17 protein-coding genes are annotated in these 19,527 nt (G+C 50.3%); 6 read left to right on the top strand and 11 right to left on the bottom strand.

The genetic code is table 11. The annotated features are described in order from the left end of the window. Positions 1-122: 122 nt before the first annotated feature. The 3 genes from SA339_05390 to SA339_05380 all read right to left on the bottom strand — a co-directional run bounded on the left by SA339_05390 (position 123) and on the right by SA339_05380 (position 1,296). A complete protein-coding gene (locus SA339_05390) occupies positions 123-476 on the bottom strand; it encodes a hypothetical protein (protein ID MDW5562643.1) in 354 nt (117 codons plus the stop codon). Between the two features lie 69 nt (positions 477-545). After that, complete coding sequence (locus tag SA339_05385; protein ID MDW5562642.1) at positions 546-842, bottom strand: hypothetical protein; 297 nt, start codon at positions 840-842, stop codon at positions 546-548. A 166-nt stretch (positions 843-1,008) separates the two neighbouring features. Further along, complete coding sequence (locus SA339_05380; GenBank protein MDW5562641.1) at positions 1,009-1,296, bottom strand: DUF3243 family protein; 288 nt, start codon at positions 1,294-1,296, stop codon at positions 1,009-1,011. Between the two features lie 622 nt (positions 1,297-1,918). On the opposite strand from SA339_05380, the gene SA339_05375 reads away from it, so the two are divergent. After that, entirely contained in the window at positions 1,919-2,182 is a 264-nt protein-coding gene (locus SA339_05375; GenBank protein MDW5562640.1) for a hypothetical protein, read from the top strand. A gap of 682 nt (positions 2,183-2,864) precedes the next feature. After that, positions 2,865-3,185 carry a hypothetical protein gene (locus SA339_05370; protein ID MDW5562639.1) on the top strand — a complete coding sequence of 107 codons (321 nt, stop codon included), beginning with the start codon at positions 2,865-2,867 and terminating at the stop codon, positions 3,183-3,185. A 141-nt stretch (positions 3,186-3,326) separates the two neighbouring features. Here the strand turns inward: SA339_05370 and SA339_05365 are convergent, their stop codons facing one another. The 3 genes from SA339_05365 to SA339_05355 all read right to left on the bottom strand — a co-directional run bounded on the left by SA339_05365 (position 3,327) and on the right by SA339_05355 (position 6,734). After that, positions 3,327-3,539 (bottom strand): hypothetical protein, encoded by a 213-nt coding sequence (locus SA339_05365; GenBank protein ID MDW5562638.1) that lies wholly within the window; start codon positions 3,537-3,539, stop codon positions 3,327-3,329. A 143-nt stretch (positions 3,540-3,682) separates the two neighbouring features. Further along, positions 3,683-3,943 (bottom strand): hypothetical protein, encoded by a 261-nt coding sequence (locus tag SA339_05360; protein MDW5562637.1) that lies wholly within the window; start codon positions 3,941-3,943, stop codon positions 3,683-3,685. 382 nt (positions 3,944-4,325) lie between these two features. Continuing rightward, positions 4,326-6,734 (bottom strand): hypothetical protein, encoded by a 2,409-nt coding sequence (locus tag SA339_05355; GenBank protein MDW5562636.1) that lies wholly within the window; start codon positions 6,732-6,734, stop codon positions 4,326-4,328. A 684-nt stretch (positions 6,735-7,418) separates the two neighbouring features. Between SA339_05355 and SA339_05350 the strand changes: the two genes are divergently transcribed. Next, positions 7,419-7,751 (top strand): hypothetical protein, encoded by a 333-nt coding sequence (locus SA339_05350; GenBank protein ID MDW5562635.1) that lies wholly within the window; start codon positions 7,419-7,421, stop codon positions 7,749-7,751. 1,252 nt (positions 7,752-9,003) lie between these two features. Here SA339_05350 and SA339_05345 read toward each other — a convergent pair. Next, complete coding sequence (locus SA339_05345; GenBank protein MDW5562634.1) at positions 9,004-9,261, bottom strand: hypothetical protein; 258 nt, start codon at positions 9,259-9,261, stop codon at positions 9,004-9,006. A gap of 429 nt (positions 9,262-9,690) precedes the next feature. Continuing rightward, a complete protein-coding gene (locus SA339_05340) occupies positions 9,691-9,963 on the bottom strand; it encodes a hypothetical protein (protein ID MDW5562633.1) in 273 nt (90 codons plus the stop codon). Between the two features lie 1,283 nt (positions 9,964-11,246). On the opposite strand from SA339_05340, the gene SA339_05335 reads away from it, so the two are divergent. Both SA339_05335 and SA339_05330 read left to right on the top strand, forming a co-directional pair. After that, the gene (locus SA339_05335) at positions 11,247-12,329 is read left to right on the top strand and encodes a response regulator (protein MDW5562632.1); all 1,083 of its coding nucleotides are present in this window, start codon (positions 11,247-11,249) and stop codon (positions 12,327-12,329) included. Between the two features lie 179 nt (positions 12,330-12,508). Next, entirely contained in the window at positions 12,509-12,709 is a 201-nt protein-coding gene (locus tag SA339_05330) for a hypothetical protein (protein ID MDW5562631.1), read from the top strand. A gap of 320 nt (positions 12,710-13,029) precedes the next feature. On the opposite strand, the gene SA339_05325 is transcribed toward SA339_05330, so the two are convergent. The 3 genes from SA339_05325 to SA339_05315 all read right to left on the bottom strand — a co-directional run bounded on the left by SA339_05325 (position 13,030) and on the right by SA339_05315 (position 17,960). Next, the gene (locus SA339_05325) at positions 13,030-14,748 is read right to left on the bottom strand and encodes an ATP-binding protein (protein MDW5562630.1); all 1,719 of its coding nucleotides are present in this window, start codon (positions 14,746-14,748) and stop codon (positions 13,030-13,032) included. 770 nt (positions 14,749-15,518) lie between these two features. Beyond that, positions 15,519-16,397: an EamA family transporter gene (locus SA339_05320; protein MDW5562629.1), complete on the bottom strand. Its 879-nt coding sequence runs from the start codon at positions 16,395-16,397 to the stop codon at positions 15,519-15,521. Between the two features lie 339 nt (positions 16,398-16,736). Further along, positions 16,737-17,960, bottom strand: coding sequence for a cation:proton antiporter (locus SA339_05315; protein MDW5562628.1), 1,224 nt, complete (start codon positions 17,958-17,960; stop codon positions 16,737-16,739). A 214-nt stretch (positions 17,961-18,174) separates the two neighbouring features. On the opposite strand from SA339_05315, the gene trkA reads away from it, so the two are divergent. Beyond that, entirely contained in the window at positions 18,175-19,518 is a 1,344-nt protein-coding gene (gene trkA, locus SA339_05310) for a Trk system potassium transporter TrkA (protein MDW5562627.1), read from the top strand. The last annotated feature ends 9 nt before the right edge of the window (positions 19,519-19,527 follow it).

Raw genomic sequence — 19,527 nt, 5'->3', positions numbered from 1 at the left:
GCATAATCTTTCTTTCTTCATCTATCACCTGAGTTAATTCGGCCCAATGGGACGAACCGGACATATAACATGCCTGATTCAGTGTCCACAGAGCACGCCTGCGAACGCAGTAAACCCACGACCTATCCAAGGTATTGGGCCAGGTTGGTCTCTCCCACCTTGAGTCCAGGAAAGGTCCAGAGCAGCTGCTTAGCCTGTTCCGCAAGGATCCTCTTGACTCCCTCAGTCTTCTCTACCTCGAATTTTGGGTATAGCCTGACTACTATGCCATCATCCCTGGACGTTATTAAGGTTAGAAAGGTGGCCTTCCGACCGCCCTCGATGGCCAGCGATTCGATGAGAATGGAGTTGTTGCCTCGACCAAGGTAAACGTCCATGGTCCTCAGGATGTCTTTGTCATTCTTGATGAGCAACGGTTTCAGTTCTTGGAAGATGTCCTCAAGTGCAACAACACCAGTAAGAACGACATGAGGCATGACCATTCCTCCAAGGCAATAAGACGGCGCTTAAAGATAATTAGATTTGTTGGTTGAAGGTCAGATTGCTCAATCTTTCTTCTTGTTGCGCATCAATTCCACGATGCCCGTGAGCGCTCCCGAGGATGACATCTGGGCGAGGAGAGCGGGCGCCACCCCTTCGACCACCTTCCTGCGGTCCTCTGGCGTCATGCCGTCCAGCATGGTCTTTGACACCCTAGGTATAAGACGGACCATGAGGTCCTTTTTCTCATCCGAGGTCATGGAAGCGATAATCTCCATGACGGCCATCTCGGTGAGATCAAATCGCTCCTGGGGACTCATTCTCTTGATCATCTGTTTACCGAACCACTCCATCATGCCCATCTATCAACCTCCACTGGTCGCACTTCCCGAACCCCCACCATCCAGGACCGATAGCCCGCTCCCTAATCCCATACTAGATTTTGCATGGGATCGATTTCCCATGGGTGTGCGAGCCTCGCATTGCGCCTCCATCCAACTTGGTGAAGGAGCAGATCCCCGCTCCCACCTACTCTGACAGCATCTTGAAGAATATGCTGACTATAGCCTTGCGCTCGTCCACATCGGCGACGTCCCACATATCCTTGACCAACGCCTCCTCCGTCGTTTCCGCGCACACTCTATCGGCGAGGAAATCGGCGAAGCGGGTGGCGATGTCCTTTATCTCTCCGTCCGACAGACCGAGGCTCTTACCGGCCAATATCGCCTCCTTGAGCGTCGCCTTCCAAGTGTCCCAGTCTTGGGTGTATGTCATCACGCTCATGCAGTAGTCCCTTTGTTCGCTGTTGTCCGTCATTCTATCTCCAGATAACATTTCTCCTCGGTACACTTATATTTATCATAATAGTGGATGTCTTTATTGCTCTGCTAGGAGAGTAAAGTTGTTTTGAACCACTGGGGCCTGCCTTGGAGTGTGGACCGACCGTGGCGCAATGACTATCTGTGCATCCAGGGGCCCCCATCGATTGGTCCGCATCAATTGGGACTACGTCAGTAAAGTGAGCTTCGCAATTAACAATGGCTATGCACAAGTATCGATTAGGAGCTTCAATGGTTACGTGATGAAAGTACATATGAACAAACCTGACCGCAGGTTCAGGGATTTGGTGTACGCAATCTTGGACCATGTACCTGAGACTCGGCTCGATAGCTCGTTTCGTGAGTATTGCCAAGAGAGGGAAGCGCTTAAGAATCAACAAGCATCAACAAAGCCGACGTAGATATCTTAGGTGGGCAAAGGTAGGGTTTGGTTAGTTTATAAAGAAAAACATCAGGAACGAGAGTGGGCAAGAGGATTCAAAAGCCGTGAACATTTGGGAGTACGTTTGGTTCTCCTTATTGTTTACCGTTACTTTGATGATCGCCATATCGCTCACGGTTATCATCGCCGAGAGGCTGAGACTAAGGAGGCGGTTGACATGATAGCTGAAATAAGGGAAGAAAGGGCTATCGTCTTTAACATCAAAGCAAGTCCAAAGCAAGCTGAACGGCTGAATCAGTTCTATTTCATCTTAGAGCTTACGAAATCGGACTTTATTATGCGGCTTCGGGGGAGAGTTGGTCAAGGTTGGGCAGGAGGAGAATATGAAGAAAGCAGCCAAGCGGCCGCTGGAGAGATATCACTAATGAGCAGGGAAGTAAAACCTCTTAGCTGCTTTTTCATCCGAAATATAGTGGGTTAACAGTCTTCTCGTGATAGGAAATGGGTACCGATCCAGGGCATATGTAGGGGACCCACTCCTTAATATTCTGATGCAAGGTGGATGAGGGTGATTCCTTGATCCCCAATTGCCAAGGAATTCTTCATGTCATAGATCGGTCACCACAATTTGGCTACTATTCGCATTAGTAGTATTGCATGGCCAGGCCCATAGTCCTATTTTTTGGAATGGCGACGTTCCAGAACACATCTGTGAATGGTCCTCGCTGAACCACTGAGTTGAGGGGGCGCGTCTATGTCCCCTGATAAAACCTGCAACGAGAGAGTTCTTGAAATTGGAGGGCGATTGTCGATCGATCAAAAAAATTGTCCGCCGGGGCGAAATTGGTTGGGAAAGCGCATGGTGCGGGAGGGGGCGCTAGTGACGCTGATCGGGCTCCTGCTGTACATCGGAATAGCCCGGGTCAGATCTCTAGGAGACACAAACTTCCCCTGGAGTATCTAGGAGTCTTAATAGGCATCTCAATAAGGAAATGACGGCAAGAAGCCCGCGAGGTAGAGATTTATCGCTATCTCTAAAAAAGGATGGGGCAGCCAACCCGATGATTGAATGGAAGGAAATCTATTAGGCGAAGCTAATGATTGGTATAGGGTAAAGTACGCCATATTATTGCTGAACTGACAATGTGATACAGCTTGCGGCCATGAATGATAAGCATTCTGAAGAATGCTGCGGAATTGTTATTGACATAATGATAATAGAAGGCTTAGCGAACCGGAGTTTTTCTCAGGTCCCTGCAATGATTGAACGGGCAGTCCTTCTCACAGATAACTCCTACAATTACTACGGATTATTTTTCGCGGATGGAGGCTTCATTCCCCTATCTGGCAGGGATGCTCAGGCCAGAAGCCAAGTTATCTCAGGCGTTATCCTTTCCATCAGCCAGTTCAACGTCGGGGAGCATATAATCAATGCTATCATCAGCTTACTCGGGCGAGTCGTAATCCCTCAAACCGAGGGATAATGTGGTGAGGCGGAATGGAGCAAAACTTGTCTTTTCCATGAAGCATGGCCGAATACGACCACGTTTGTAAATGTTGCTGAGGTGACCATCGTCGGGTATGGATCATTTATGGGGCCATTCATCGACCTAGCGTTCAATCGATCACTCTTTCTGTGTAACGGTTCCCAACAATTCTTTAGACTTCGGGGAGCGAAGAGTAACTGCCTTCCCACCATCAGTAAGAACCTTCAAATTCATTGGCGTATTGGCATAGCCCTTACCAGCAGCGTCCACCAGTTCCGTGCCTTTGAGTAGGGAATTTATACCATCACTCGCATCCTCTGGAGTATCATACTCCCTTGAACCGATGTTCATCATGCTCACCCGAATCTTGGTCATATAAACCACCTTAACGTTAGTAAGTTGAGTGCAACTGTATTTCTCAGTATTCATGAGTATCAAGCCATTGCCATGAGGGACGGATTATGAGGCACTTCCACCGCCAGGCATCGAACTGATCAATATTTCCGTTTGACGATTCCTATCAGCTCTCTGGGCTTCTGTTTGCGGATCGTAGCTATCCATCCATCATCGGTAAACAAATTCAGTTTGGCTGGTGTATTAGCAAAGGACTTGCCCCCATCATCCGACAGCTCCGCGTACCTAGACAAGAGATCAATGCCTTCGTTCGCTTCCTCCGGTGTGTCATAGTCCCTCGGACCGAAGGACAGTATGCTCACCAGAATCTGAGCCACATTACTTTCCCGGTCGATGTTCATTGCGGCAATGTCCCTATTTAAAGGAGAATGGTGGACGTGAACGATACCTCTATCTAATTGGCATCTAAAACGATGATGTTTTGTCCTCACGCTTCAAACTTATTAAAATATCTATCGGATGCAGATATTTCCTATCAAATGGATAGTGGGCCGTCTCTTGGCCATATTGCGATCATAAAGGTATTCGATCCAGTATGGAGACTGATGCGGAAGACCTTCTTCAATTATTATCTAAATATTGTTTTTATTATGGCATAATATCGCTCGAATACACCCATATTGCCCGCTTCATGGACTCAAGCATTCCCTTTAGCTTACCGACAAGAGTATTAAGATGCTCGATGAGAGTGGCAGTAATGATATTATTTTATCCATTCAACAGTTACTGCAACTTATAGACTTCAAATCCTGACATTTTTAACAGCTCTGGTATTCTTCTAACTGCTTCCCTATCCCGTTCCTTCACCTCTTCAGGGAGCTGAGACCACGGGATGAGAAAAGTGACCTTCCTTTCTGGATCCCCCAATACGCGAGGGGCCCATCCTTCTTGCGAACGTTCTTTGACCTGTTGCTTATGCTTCATTTCGGCTAGGATTTCCACCTCCTCAGCGGATAGGACGAACGACGTGCTCGGTTTCTCGAAGAAAGGCATGAAATCCAGACCGATTCTTCGTAATTGCTCAGGGATCTGTTGCGCTTGCTTCCGTATCAATTCTTTACTGTACTCATCCAAGTTTTCCCAAGACTGAAGAGGTGCGTCGTCGGGATACTTTTTATCCTCCCTATCAAGATGATTTTGCTCATAGATTCCCCTCGCCAGACGTTCCATGGCGTCGCCGAGGAGAACGTCGCGAAGAACTAGCTTAGAGAACATCTCTGAGTCGACATGGAGTTCAAGTTGCTTGGCCGGAGGCAGGGAAGCTTGCTCGAACCTCATCTTCCCGGAAAGCGTGCTCATCTCAATGATCGCCTCCATCGATCTCGACCCATGCTTATATGATGGCACTTTGAGAAATCCACGAAGTATCGCGGGATCGACCCGCGCATTCCCCTGACCATCGAATATCTGCGGTGCTTTTCTTATGAGCAGAGAACGTAGAAGTAGGGCTCGCCTGATGATGAAGAACTCATCATCATCACCAGTGCGGTTGGGGCCCATGACATTGACGTAACCGCGAAGTCGGCTGACGAAATCTGTTCCCTTGGCATCCCTGAATCTTTTCATCATGGGCATATTTACACTTTGTTCACCTCCAGTATGCTCCTTAAAGAACTGCTGAAAGCTGTCGCTCGTGCCACCAGCGAAGACAAATATCGATTTTCCAATAGGGTGTGTTGTCTCGCCTTCTTTGAAAGCACCGTCCTGCATGGGGGCAAGGAAATACTTTAGCCATCCCAGTTCACCATTATAGAAGACATCAAACTCGTCAAAGAACACTAGAGGTACCTTTCCCTCAAGGACCAAATCCCTGACCTTATGGAATGCATCCGTTAGGTCATCGATAGAGGTGAATTGGGCGACATTGAACTCCCGGATAACAACCAAGTCAGGGTCGATACTTTTTGCTAGTTGAGCCACTCCAAAGGACTTCCCTGAGCCCGGCGGTCCGAATACCGCTATAGACAAAGGTGCTTTGACATCCTTTATCTTAAGATACTCAGTCATCAAGTTATTGATACTCTGATAACTTTCGATCTCGCTTCTATCGAGAGTGTACAAGGCCCCAAACCTGGCCTGTGGTACTTCCCTCATGGAGTCTTCAGGGGGCCTTATCACAGCGTTATATGCAATGGTCTCAAGCTTACCACGGGTGCACTCTTCGAGGATCCGCCAGTTGCCTCCCCCACTAAACGCATTTTCTACAATTATCGGGATGGGAATACTAAAGATCGTCTCCGCGTCGTTCATTGAATCTGAGAGCATTGATAATGGACGGGCGGGCTCCTCATCCGCATCACCGAACCCCAGCCTGTGGAGCTGCCTAGACCTTAGAATACCTTCCTTTATCCCGATATCGATTCCCCGGATTCCTTGAGCAAATATTTCCGATGTGAGTGCCGCCACAAAGGCTGCCATCTTTCCCTTCATCTCTCCAGGATGCTGTTCTCTATACCCATCTTCGCTTGTCTGGGAATCGTAATATAGCACTGCTTTGATATTGTCGCCGTTTTTTGAGTAGTGGATAGCCCCATCCAGCCCAAATCTCACTATGAGGTTCCTGCTTCCTGCAAGGGGCCGGATTCTTGGATTGTTTAGGATCTGCCAGCAAAAGTCTTCGGCCGTCTGCTCCCAGGACAGGCGCCTACTGATGTTGACACCCATCTCCCTGAGATCGTTCGCATCGATGACGACTATCAATTCATTGGATCGTTCCTTGACCAGATGATCCCACAATGCGCCAGATGCCAATGGTCGGCTCATTTTTAGGACTATTATGGACTTTTTATCATTATTTAGGATAGCCTGCGGCCATGCGTTTCTTTCTTCGCGGAATCCGTACCCAGCATCGTCCAGTACGATTAATTCGGCCTCAGCATCATCATGAGCGATCAACAAAGATTTCGGTGTGCCTTTTCGTGGCCCGTAATAGCCGCCCAGATGCCTAATTCTAAAGACCAATGCCTTCTTACCCTTCTTCCACGGGAAGGAATCGAGAATGGAGATCGAATGGATGATCGTTTCCGGGGAAATGTTCTCTATTTCCGTTATTTCATGGGTTATGACCTCAACCGAAGTCGCTGCCCCTACCATCCGGGCAAGAAGGAGGGCCCCTCCTTGTTCAGCTTTCATTCGAGTACACGGAAATAAAGCCCAGTTTTGATTATCTCCATCCTTAATTCTATCGTTGGGGTACGTCACCCACTGTAACCAATCGATTATCACATCCCCGGCGACTACGATTTTAAAATTCTCCATCGAATTCGAGGCTCCCCGAAAAGGATGTTATGCCTACATCTCCTTTTCGATTCCGTTTAATAATATACTATGGCACGCCCCTTAAGTAACTGTTTATGGAAGTAAGGATCCAGTGCGGGAATGACGAGGCCTGGAACTGCAGCGACATGAGGACACTATTCCCTCAGTGATGGGGGGAATGAGGTCAAAAAATGAAATCTATCTCAAGGGAGATTTGTATCAACATTTCTATAAAATACCAGAGGGCGCGACGAGGCGCATAGCCCGTATTGTATCCTCTTCGGTACGCTCGGTGCGACATCTCATGGGTCAGCATAGGGGTCGCACTTTGGATACCGAACTTATCGTTGTTTAGGTATTCGAGGCGATTTAGGTTGGTTCAAAGCTGGTTGTTTAGCCGTCATTAATCGTTAATCTGCAGGTTCTTTTCATGTTACTGAATTTTTCTCCGGCCCTTAGATGGTTGATCAGAGGATACTAGCCTTGATATCGTCCTGGGGTCAGGTAACGAAAGCATTATAGGTCGACCGGCATCAAATATTACCTCAGGGTAGAAAGATGCAAGAAACCACAACGGCCACTACTAAACCCATGGATCTGATATTCTGGGAACACTCGGTTACGAAGGAGGTCTATACTAATGATGGAAGGTTGATGGGGACGCTAAAGGGGATCTTGGTCGACCCAGTGGCATGGACTATACCTCAATTGGTAATCGAAGTGAACAAGGACGTCCTGGAAGAGTTGAACCTCAAGAAACACATGTTCAGCACCGTATTGGTGAGCATGCCCTCCTCATATGCAATGGGCGCTTCGGACGTGATGCAGCTCAACACCAATCTGGCCGCCATAAAGGGTGTCATCAAGATATACGAAATAAAAAAGACCTGATCGACTGGACCGTCCGGTCATCATCCTCATATAAACCCAAAGTTACTTCATCTAGCCTCAAGGCTCGTACCTCTTTGTAGATTTAGCGTTTCCCTCAATAATCGTTTTACAATGAGAATGGGATTTAGAATAAGTTACTCATCCCCCATAGTCTCGAACAATTGATTTATGTCTGGGGCGGTATTTTCTAGAGGTTGGACAGTAGGTTCTGTGGATTAAGATCCCCTTCAGTCCATCCCATATTTCAAGAGGCAATCATTAGCTAGGTATTATCAGCGCCCTCCCCCCGCAAACGATGATAATAGGTTTTCTCCAGTAATCTATGAAAAGGCAATGCGACGTGATCAAGAAGGACTTCTGTCCGGCTCGCGGCCCAGAGAATATGGTTCGCCACAACCATTATGGAGTGGTGTTCGAGACCTATCGCCCTGGATGCGGGGTAAGTATACAATAAAAGCGAATGAAAAACTTCCTTTTACAAATTACCCATGATACCTTAGACGACGACTGTTCATTTATGTTTATTTTTTATTATATCGAATGTTTCAATGTTCGGTTAAGTGATTTAGGAAAGTTGATTCTAACCAGGAGAGATAGGGGTTTCAGGGACGGTTAAATACATGAGGCTATCACTAATACAATGCGGGCATCACCCATCTCAGACATCTTCTATTTCCATTGATATCGTTTCAACGAGCAATATTGGAGTGATCGGAACATGGGAGTAATATATGGGATTTATAACCATACACGAAAAGAGTACGTTCGGCCAGGACTTATACCGGTTGATGGTGAGGATCCGGTTCGCTATCCCTTCTCTGCATTTATTACAAATCTCCTGGTCAATAGTTGGAGACACGATCATGTAGTTATCTTGGACGATTCGGGAGATTTCGACTGTGATTTTGAGCTCGCAAAGAAATATAATGACCGTTCGGTCGAACTATGGAACGAATTTGTCACTATGTATTGTTCCGAGCTGCCCGGATTAATGAAGATTGAAGAGTAACCCCATTCATTATAAGCATCGTGAGAAGATATCGGCGGCTCCCCGTATTTGGATATCGTCGAAGCCATGCCAATCTCGAGGATTATGAAAAATCAAACATCTGGCCAGGCCAGATAGGTGCGTCCAGGGGCGGTGAGGAACAGCGTAATTTTCCAGCTTTTCTGAGCATCTTGGATAGTCTGAATACGGAGCCTCCCCTCCTTGCTTCCTCTTTTACTGAGAGGTTATCTATCATTTCAGCGGCTAATCCTCTTTGTACTGTTCCTTGACCAAATCGACCGATACGCTGTCCCGATGGTCGTCGGCCTTCTTCTCCTTCTTTCCGCCCTCCACCGTACCGTCCCAGCCACGCATGAACCCCTCCTCCGTGGCGGTGATCTCATCGTCCTCGAGCAGTTCCTGCCTGGCCTCTTCATTATAGATATCATCTGGCTCCTTGTCCTCGGCATCGGAAAATTTTTCGGGATCATTCTCTGGTTTCATACGCCTCTTCTTAGTCAAACGTCCACCTCCCATATATGAAGAGAAGAAGGAGATATTAATAAGCGAGTTCCCTGGATCGGTAGTATGGCCCCTCACCATTAGATTTTCCGACCGCTCGAATTCTATATGCATCAACTGATTAATCGGGCGCCCTCTCTGATGCAAGTTGATGCAGTGACCTAACAAAACATCATTCTCATGTCCTTCTTCCCCCCATGATCATTTTGACAAAGCCTCAGCTAATACACCGGTATTAAGTTGGTCAACTAAGCTATTGGAACGGGCAGCATTTCGATTATCTGGCTATGGGGATTAGATGTAAACAATATCGGATCCGAAGAGTACACATCAGATCGCTTCGTCGAGAACCTTATCGATACATTATCTAGGCTGGTCGTCGAGTAAAAAAAATAAGAAAGGGTTTGGTTTTCTAAAGCTTTGAACGTATTAAACAGTCCGCGTAGGCGTGTTCTTAGCCGGGTTGTGCTCCGGCGCCGCTCCGCCCGTCTTTGCCCGCTGCAACTTGTCCACGAGATCATCGTGGCTGCTCGCCGGCCACGCCATGTTGCCGAAGAACTTGGTGGCGTCGTCGCCGTCGATGTTCAAGCCCTTGAGCTTCTGCTCGGCAACGCTGCGGTCCATCGGGTATGATGCTCCGCTCAGCTTGCTGTCTACATCCTTGATCCATGCGTCCTTGTGAATAGATGCGGTTGTCTCCATTTTGTTCACGGCCTACTCACAGGACCCGCAACGATAAGGCTTGTCCAACTTTAACAGTGTTAAAAATCTTACCGGTGAGCTACGAGCGGGATCGCCGAATCGAATTAGATGCTGGTGCCTTATGTGATTTCATCGCTCTCTCCAGTGATTAATTCTATGTTACGTATAATGACCAGTCTTTCTTCGTGTAGACCGAACCATTATATGGTCTTATGAGGACGACCCTGACAGGCTGCCCAAGAGGTCTCAGATCCTTATAAATTGCATCCAAGGACGTTATCCTCATGTCCGGCGATGATGGCTCGGCCGACACAACAGAGCTAGACATCCTGGAAAGGTGCCTTAAAGAGCATGATCTGGTCGTCGACGCAATGCTGGGGACCGAGGTCTGAGGGAGAGTCAGGGAGCCGCTGGCTTTCTCGATCCGGTTAATCAATAGTCTCCTGAGAAGATTGAGGCGGCAAAAATCTTCGCTCCTACTGGCCGGTTGGTTCAGGAGGCGTTACGCGTACTGGACAAGGCTGGCACCCTGGCTATCAATGGTATCTATATATGTCCCTTGCCAGGCATTCCCTATGTTCTTCTGCGGAATGGGAAGAAGGTGAGGAGCGTGGCCAACGTGACCAAACAGGATGCTGAGCAGTTTCTTAGGTTGCCGGGGGCATACTCATCAAGACGGAAGTATGGATATTCTCTCTAGAAGAGACGACTTTTCTCTGCGGAAGCAGAGGAACTCTAAGGTTATAGGGGGCCGCCGTCCTCCGAGTAATCAGATTCAATATTCAAGTTAGCACGGTAATATATTCATCAGTTCTATCCAACAATGTTCTCCCAAGGGTTCCGCGTTAGGCGATCGTTCTGGATTCCTCATGTCTCATACTGAGGTTCCTTTTAACTAAAGAGCAAGGGCTCCCTACAATGGTCTTGAAGAGCCGCTCGGGATATGGTCATCACATGACAACTCTGAGACCCCTTTCGGCACATATTTTCAGTATCTGAGCGGGGCATGGCTAAATACTGGGTCGAGTGAACTAGTATATGTCATGTGCCAGGTGGCACTGGGAAGTCTTCCGTCGTAAAAGGGGTGGTAAGTGAGTGTCCGAAAGAAAACTGGCGAGGATTGTACCCAACCTGTGGGCAACTCAGGAACGAATCGATGATCCCAAGGGACGTCCCACGAGCTTATTGAAACGACGGGCTGAGCTGTCATGAGGCGTACTGGGCAATCGGCCCCAATTGAGGATACAATCGCGGCTTGGCGCGAGCCGGAATCATTGACACTATTGCTCATCGACCAGAGCGACGAGGACATGGATTCGATCAAGCGGATGCTCTCCGGAGAGAATATTTCAGTAAAAATCGCCACTGATCTAGACATGGGCCTTTCTCTCATCAACCAAGGGGCCGATATCATTATCATGGATCTTTACCTGCCGTATAGTCATGGTTACGATACTTTTGAGGTCGTCCGCGACTACTCGGCCACAATCCCCATCATCGTTCTGACTGAAAACCAGGACAAGGACTTAGCCCTGAAGGCAATTCGTTATGGCGCTCAGGATTACTTGTTCAAGGAAACCATAAATGGTGAGGTGTTAGTCCGCTCCATCCGCTACGCCATTGAACGGAAGATGCTGGTGGAGGAGCAGAAAGCGATTAAGTTCGGCTTGAGCAGATCAAGCACCGACGTCGAGCAGTTCACATACGTGGCCGCCAACGACCTCAGCCATCTTCTGGACTCGGTGTTGGAGCAACTCCAGCTTTTTAAGTCAGACCTCGCCCAGCGGCCACCAGCTAAATCCACGGAGGGTTACAACATCGCTCAGGAGAGTGCTACAACGATGCGAGGGATCATTGATGACCTCTTCGGCTTCTCCAGGGTCGTCGTGGAAGGACGGCCGTTCGAGCGGTTTAGCGTGGAGGAGGCCCTCCTCACTGCACTTGATGAGCTTAGGTCACTTATCGATCGAACAGGGGCCGCGGTGACCCATGATCCCCTGCCGACGATAATCGGTGACAGGTCGCAGATAACGCTTCTGCTTCGCAACTTGATCGATACGGCAATAAGGTTCAGAGGGAAAGGGCCTCTGCAGATCCGTGTTTCTACTCGCGAAGACCCAAAGGTATGGGCATTCTCCGTAAAGGACAACGGCACAGGGACACCAGAGTCACTGCAAGACCTGGTTAGTGGCGACTTTAATAGTATGTTCGCCGGAGTCGCTGCCAAGGAACACCCTGGTGCTGGCATCAAGCTGATTATAAGCAAGAGGGTCGTAGAAAGGCATGGTGGCATAATGAAGATCGTCTCGGTGGCGGAAAAAGGAACGGCAACCTACTTCACCATACCCAAGGAGTATCCAGGTTAATGGTAGAATTACGCCCGTACTCGTGTTACTATAAGACAATACCAGAGGAGAAATCGGCAGATGGAGCGAGGCAGTCTCTTAGTGAGTACATGAGCTGATCGTGGATTGGTAATATTTCGAGTGCAGGTCCCAACCTCGGGCTATTTATGGCTCCGATTCCCACATTACATGGGCAGATGGTGAAAACGATGGTAACCGAGGACCAGATCAAGTATGCGATGGATTTGATTGCCGAGAAGGAGTGGGATGTCCCGACCTTGATGTACGATATGCAGAACTCCTCATCGGTGAAACACGACAAAGCTGATCTCCACGAATGGTTGGCCGGCATGACCGAGTATGGATACGCCACTCTTATCGAGCGCTTGAAGCGCTCGTAGGCGGTGTGAAAGGAGACCATGGTGGTCGACATCCCATGACGTGAGGGACGAACCTAATGATCTCGGAGTCTATGTTGAGCAAATGCAGATGTTGAAAACAAGATTTGGTATGTTTGTCAAAAAGTAGTGGTGTGAATATAGGTAGACTCGTAACCGTTCGGGTTCACCAAAGGCATGATCGGTTGGGCAATTTATCGAGAATCGCTCGGAAGGCTATGAATGGGGGAAAGCGATCGCCTCTGGGCCGTCCGTCGGTGTTTGATGCTCATACTATCAATTTACTGAGGTTACTGAGGTCCAGGGCTCGGAATATACGTATATCACGCCGGTATGGTGAAGAAGAACGTCGTTCCCTTTCCTGGTTCGCTCTCGAACCATATGCGGCCGCCGTGCCGTTCGACAATCTTTTTCGCCACCGCTAGACCAATTCCTGTCCCCGGGTACTCTTCCCTAGTGTGCAATCGAGAGAACATCTTGAACAACTTGTCCGCGTACTCCGGATCGATGCCGATGCCGTTGTCCTCGACCGAGAAGACAACCTCATTCTCGTAGGTGACGGCCGAGACCTCGACCCTTGGCTTGAAGCCGGGTCGGCGGAACTTGATGGCGTTGGAGATGAGATTCGTCAGCAGTTGCTTCATCTGTGTTTTGTCTCCCCGGATGTTCGGAAGAGGATCGATGATGACTTCTGCTCTGGTTTCCTTTATCATCACGTGGAGGTCCTCTTCCACCGTTTTCGCCTCATCATTCATGTTAATCTCTTCCAGCACGATCGATTTCGAGTCGATGCGCGAGTACGCTAGAAGATCGTCGATGAGCTCCTTCATCCTCGTCGAGCCGTCGACGGCGAAGCTCATGTACTCCTTCGCTTGCGGTGAAAGCTCGTCACCGAACTTCTTGTTCATTAGAGCGAGGTACGATGTCACCATGCGCAACGGTTCCTGCAGGTCGTGCGAGGCGATGTATGCGAACTGCTGCAGCTCGGCATTGGAACGTTTTAGGTTCGCCTCTGTTCTCCTCAGATCAGTAATGTCCCTGGCGACGTGCACGGTCCCCTTCAACTCACCTTGGTTGTCGAATATAGGGGTCGTGCTCACCAGGAAGTATCCGCCCAACCCCTCCTCATGGATCTCAGCCCGGTGCTCCTGACCATCGGCCAAGGTGAGAGCATGGGGGCAGAAGGCTGGAGGGGAATCGGTTCCGTGAACACACCGGTAGCATTTCAGGCCCACATATCGATCGGGGCTCGGCGAGCCCAAGCGCTGTAGCATCGCCTTGTTGGCTCGCACAATATTGTGTTTATTGTCCAAAATGGCGATAAGGTCGGGGATGTGATCGAACGTCTGTTCCCACTCGGTCTTGGCATTGAGCAAATCCGCCTCGTATCTCTTACGCTCGGTGATGTCGACGAAAGCCGAGATGGCCCCTCTGACGTTTCCATCCTCGTCGAACAAAGGCCTTGTGTCGCCAAGCGTAAAAGCCCTCCTGCCATCTAGTAGGAGAGTCTCCAGCTCGATACCATGGCTCTCCACACCTCTCATTGCAGCCATCTGCAGAGGGAGCTCTTCCGGCTTGAGCTCCACTCCATCGCGGAAAAACCTTATTGGAGCTGTCCATTGTTTACACGACAAGCTCCTTCTCGAAACCTCTTCGTCCACATCGATACCGGTCATTTCCAATGCTTCCCTGTTGCCGGTGATTGACTCACACCTGTTATCGTTTGCTACCCATATTCCGACCGGCAAGGTGTTCATGAGCGTCTCGAGCTCCTCAGCGCGCCTGCGTGCCGCCTTTTCATTCTCCGCCAGTCTCTCCTCCATTTGCTTGCGCTCGGTAATGTCCCTTACTGAAACCGTGGTGCTCAGGGTGCCATCGGCGTCTACAAATGTACTCGAGGTTATCTCTCCAGGGAATGTAGTGCCATTCTTGCGCTTGAAGGTCAGCTCGGCAGTGACCATGCTCTCGTCTGTCCGTTCACGGATGGCTCTCTCAAGCAAAGGGTCTAGAACTAAGGCTCGATCCCCCCTCACCGACTCCATTGCGTCATAGGTTGCTACAAAAAGTTACGACTCACATCTTCCACGGTGGCAAAGCCCTAGGCTAATCTGACTGATCTCTCGCTTTCTGAGAGCTAGCGGTTAGGATCTCTCCACCCGGATTGGCAGGGTCGAAAGTGGTAGTTTAGTCCCCCAATTAAAAATGAGGAGTCGTTTTGTTCGTTGTGACGAAAACGCCTTCCGATAAATTACGCGACGAGAGTTAAATCAAAACTCATTAAGCTAGAGCGCACCGTCACTTTCAGTTCATTTCTGACTTTATCAACGCATGAACTTTTGCCATTTCCATCAATGCGCCGGATGATCATGAGCATACATCTATCTTGTTAGCGAGCGAGTGAAAATGTCAAACCGAAAAGTATATATTATTTTCGGTACACTAAAAAAATACTGCAAAAAAGCCCTAAAAACCCTTAAATATGCGGTTTTCTGTCAAAATAATCTGGATGCTAGCCGAAATTGAGGGTCTTGTCCTTAGTGGTTCGTGTGTTCAAATCGCATCCCCTGCACCACTTTTCCCTTACATCTTTCACTTTCTGGCATTGATGTATGGGCTTAACGTTCGCCACATGTTAGCTTTTGAAAGTAACCATCGACGCGTATCTGTCTTGGTCACTGAGAAGCGGCTTTTTACAGCAATATTCCTTCACCGATCGTCGGATCCCCGGTGGCTTAGAGCGAGTAGAATCTCGAGATACGGTACGCCCCATAGCCTGCGGTATTGAGGGCCGAGCGTTCCCTATGTCAGTACCTCAGGCCGGGCGACCTGCCATCGAGATGAGGACCACGGAGAGGACTATCAGCCCACCTCCCAGAGCGATGGAGCCTGTGGGAACCTCTCCGAGGAACAGGAGGGCGAAGAGCATGGCGAAGACCACCTCGGACAGGAGGAGGATTGTAGCGACAGTGACGCTCACGCGCCGGAGCCCGATGTTGTATGTCAAGTAAGCGATGCCGGTGCAGACCACGCCGGTCCAGACCACAGACAACCACGCCACCCCATCCATAGCGTAGCTGGTGGTAAAGGCCGCGGTCATGGGCAGGAGGAACACCACGGACATCAGGAACATGGCCCCTGTGACCATAGTCACGTCCTTTCCCCGGTCAAGGACCCGCTTGAGGTACACAGTGCAGAAGGCCCATACCACTCCAGAGAGCAAGACGAGCAGGTTTCCCTGGAAGGTGCCACTGTAGATGGTCGATAGGTCCCCGTTGGTGGATATTAGGAGCACGCCGACCATGCCGGTGAACAGACCTATCAGGACCAAACGGGCCAGCTTGTCCTTCAGTATCACCGCCGCGAGAATGGCCACGAAGCCGACATTGATGTTGAACAGTAACACGGCGTTGGTGGCCGAGGTCATGGTCATACCCACGTTCTGCAGGGCGATGCACAGCGCATTCAACAGGCCCACCAGCCAGATGGTGCGATCCCGGAACAGGGAGGGGTCATACTTATCGGCGTAGAGGATAAAGGCGAAGAGTACCGCCGATCCGAGGACGAAGCGGAGCAGGGCGAACAAATAGGGATCGCCATCGCTCAAGCCCACCTTGATCGCCACATAGGCTGTGCCCCAAAGGGCCCCCGTCATCAGCAGCAGCCCTTCGTTCCGCCCCACGCTCGCCGACATGTAGCGGGGGGATAAAGTCGGCCTATTAAAAACGGTCCGTGCCCGGGACCAGGGCCGATTGTTGAACTTGGCGTAGAAAGTTGAAGAACGATATCCAGGGAGTCCTCCAACTCCTGATGCCGCCCATTAGATACTCTCATCATTTAACAAGTCCGTGAGGTCGCCGTTCATCATAGCAGCAACGCGTAAGAGCGAAGCTTGTGTAGGAAGCCGAAATCGAGATTAAAAAACCGAGAAGATGAACTATCGCCATATGCGCCAGCCGGGGCAGCGCTGGGCGATGTTCATCCGGACCTTCGGCATGTTATGTTTGGCACATGCCATCAGCACCAGTTACATTCATTCGTTTGAGCAACTGCCATTCGCTCTCAATTTCCTCCTGAACGCCCAGGTCAGCAGTGGGGGTGCCACGATAGTCGTGGCCATCGACATGAAGACGACGACGGAGAACATGTTGGCCGATATGACGGCCATGCTCAGCCCGATGCTGGCAACGATGATGCCGACCTCGCCCCGTGGAACCATTCCGACGCCGATGATGGTGGCCGACTTACCACCCAGACTTCGGGCTCCCAGGCCGCAACCGATGAACTTGGTAGCGATGGCGAGCAGGGTGACGGTGATCGCGAGCAGCAACACCTCCCCGAACGAGGCAAGGTCCACCGATATGCCGACGAACAGGAAGAAGAACGGCACAAGGAATTCGTTTATGGGATGGAAATCCTCTTCGCACGGCCACTTGTCCTTGAACTCAGCGAAGGCCATGCCCGCCAGGAACGCGCCGATGATGGCGGCCAGGCCGACATAGGATGCTAGAAACGACAAGCCCAGGCAGACGATCACCGCCAGGGGTAGCGGCGACAGACCGTGGCGTTTTTGTTCCCCGCATGCGATCGTTTCCTTCTTTGTTTCGAACCTTCTTCTGGCCCTTGGCAGCAGTATCGACCCGATGAAGATTACCAGCAGTACGAAGAGAATACCCTCCGCGGAGACCAGGACAATGTCCAATATGCCGTTGGAACCACCACTGGCGATGCCTACGACGATGGCTAGGACGATCATGCCCAGAACGTCGTCTATGACTGCCGCTCCGATGATCACGCGGGACTCGATGGTCTGGGTAAGGTCCATATCTTTGATCACCCGGGCGGTGATGCCGACGCTCGTGGCGACCATGGCCGCAGCTATGAACAACGCTTCGGTCTGGCCGTGACCAAGCGCTATGATGAGGGCGAAACCCGAAAGAAGCGGGACTATGACGCCCAGGACAGCGACGAGGGTCGCCGTCTTGCCGACCTTCCGAAGCTCCGAGAACGGCGTTTCCAGGCCAACGGCGAACAGCAGGAAGATAACGCCCAGTTCAGCAAGAATGCTGAACAACGACATGTCCAGATCCATGCTGAGCGACTGGTAGAGGAAGGTGTTGCCCACGATAACACCTGCGAAAATCTCACCGATCACCGGCGAGACCTTAACTCTCTCGCATATCAGCCCCGCCACCTTGGCCAGGGAAAAGAGAACGAACAATTGCAAGAGCACGGTTTCTATTGCGATCTCATCCACGAATGCATCCCAGCCTTCAATCGCCTATGGATAATAAACCATGGGGCCCTGATATCATGTTAACGGAGGGCCAGACCCCGAATGGCATGATCTGAATGTTCACTTCGAAAGATCCTGGATCCTAGCATCGTAGGACATCGATTGAAAATCCGAATTGGAGACCAAAAACATTTGGCCTATCTGGCAATAGGGGTGGCGGGATTGGGGACACTCGATGCGCATCATCATCGTCGGTGCCGGTACGGTTGGTTACTCGATAGCTCGCATTCTATCGAGCAAACATGTCGTAATTGTCGTGGAGAGGGATGAGAAGCGTTACGAATATGTCATGAACACCCTAAATGTCGGGGTGGTCAACGCTAACGGGGCCAGCCCCCAAGTGCTTGAACGTATCCTGAAGGATGATACGGATCTCTTCTTGGCGATGACGGAAAGCGATGAGGCCAATGTGTTCGCATGCCTGGTCGCCAAGAAGATCAGACCCGGGTTGAGGACGGTGGTGAGGATGCGCGACCGGGCGTTCATCGAGGGCAGTCCAGTAGTGAGCCTCCTGGAAATAGATCAGGTCCTCTCACCCGAGCTCCTCGTCGCAACGAAGATCTGGAAGCTCGCCGCGCTCGAGAACGCGATCGACATCGACCGAATACCGAAATATGACCTCGAGATTGCCAGATTCAAACTGACTCGCGATACGCAGGGTGTCACTTACATCCCGATGCAGCATCTCCCTTTGTCCAAGGATTGTAGGGTACTGTGCGTGCACAGGGCCGGGGAAACTGTGGTCTTGCAGGGCGACGCCACCTTCCAGATCGGCGATGAGATCGTTCTGATAGGCAGCCAGAGCGGTATCGCCGAGTTCGATAAATTGCTCGGCTCGACAAAAAAACCTCGTGATATACTCATTGTCGGTGGAGGTCTCGTTGCTCAGTATCTCATCGGATTGTTCGAGAAAGAAGATGTCTCGTTGCGCTTAATCGAAAAGGACGAGGCTCGGTGCAAGGAGCTGGCTCAAAGGTTCAATAAAGTAATCATCATCAACGATAACGGGGCCGATCCGCTCGTACTGCGAAATGAGAACGTCGGCATGACTGACGTCCTCGTCTGTGCCACCAAGAGTGAGGAGAGCAACCTCCTGGCTTGCTTGGTGGGTAAGCACCTGGGAGTACCTAAAACAATAACGACATACTCGAAGCAAGAGTACAAGGGCATATTCCAGATGGCCGGGATAGATGCAGCGATAAGCTATCATGAGGTGGTGGCGAATGAGATCGTGAAGGCCACTGTGCCTAACGACTGTTTCTTGCTCCTGAATGGGTTCGAAGAGGCGCTCGTCAGTTTGAAGGTCAACGCGCACTGCCGCATTAGAGGAGACCGGTTCTGCCAGATCGAGCTGCCCGAAAGGTCCACCGTGGCCGCGGTGGTCTTTGACGGCAAAGCGAAAATGCCGAATCCAGACGGCTATGTCATGGAAGGTGACACATTGCTTGTATACGCGGACAAGCTGGATATAATTGCCCTGGAGCGGATCTTCAACCTGGACATACCTGTGAACCCGTGAGGCTGTCAA

The organism is Methanomassiliicoccus sp., assembly GCA_033485155.1.
Classification (GTDB): Archaea; Thermoplasmatota; Thermoplasmata; order Methanomassiliicoccales; family Methanomassiliicoccaceae; genus UBA6.
Note: the sequence above shows the minus strand (reverse complement) of the source record. Positions and strands in the feature narration are given on the sequence as shown.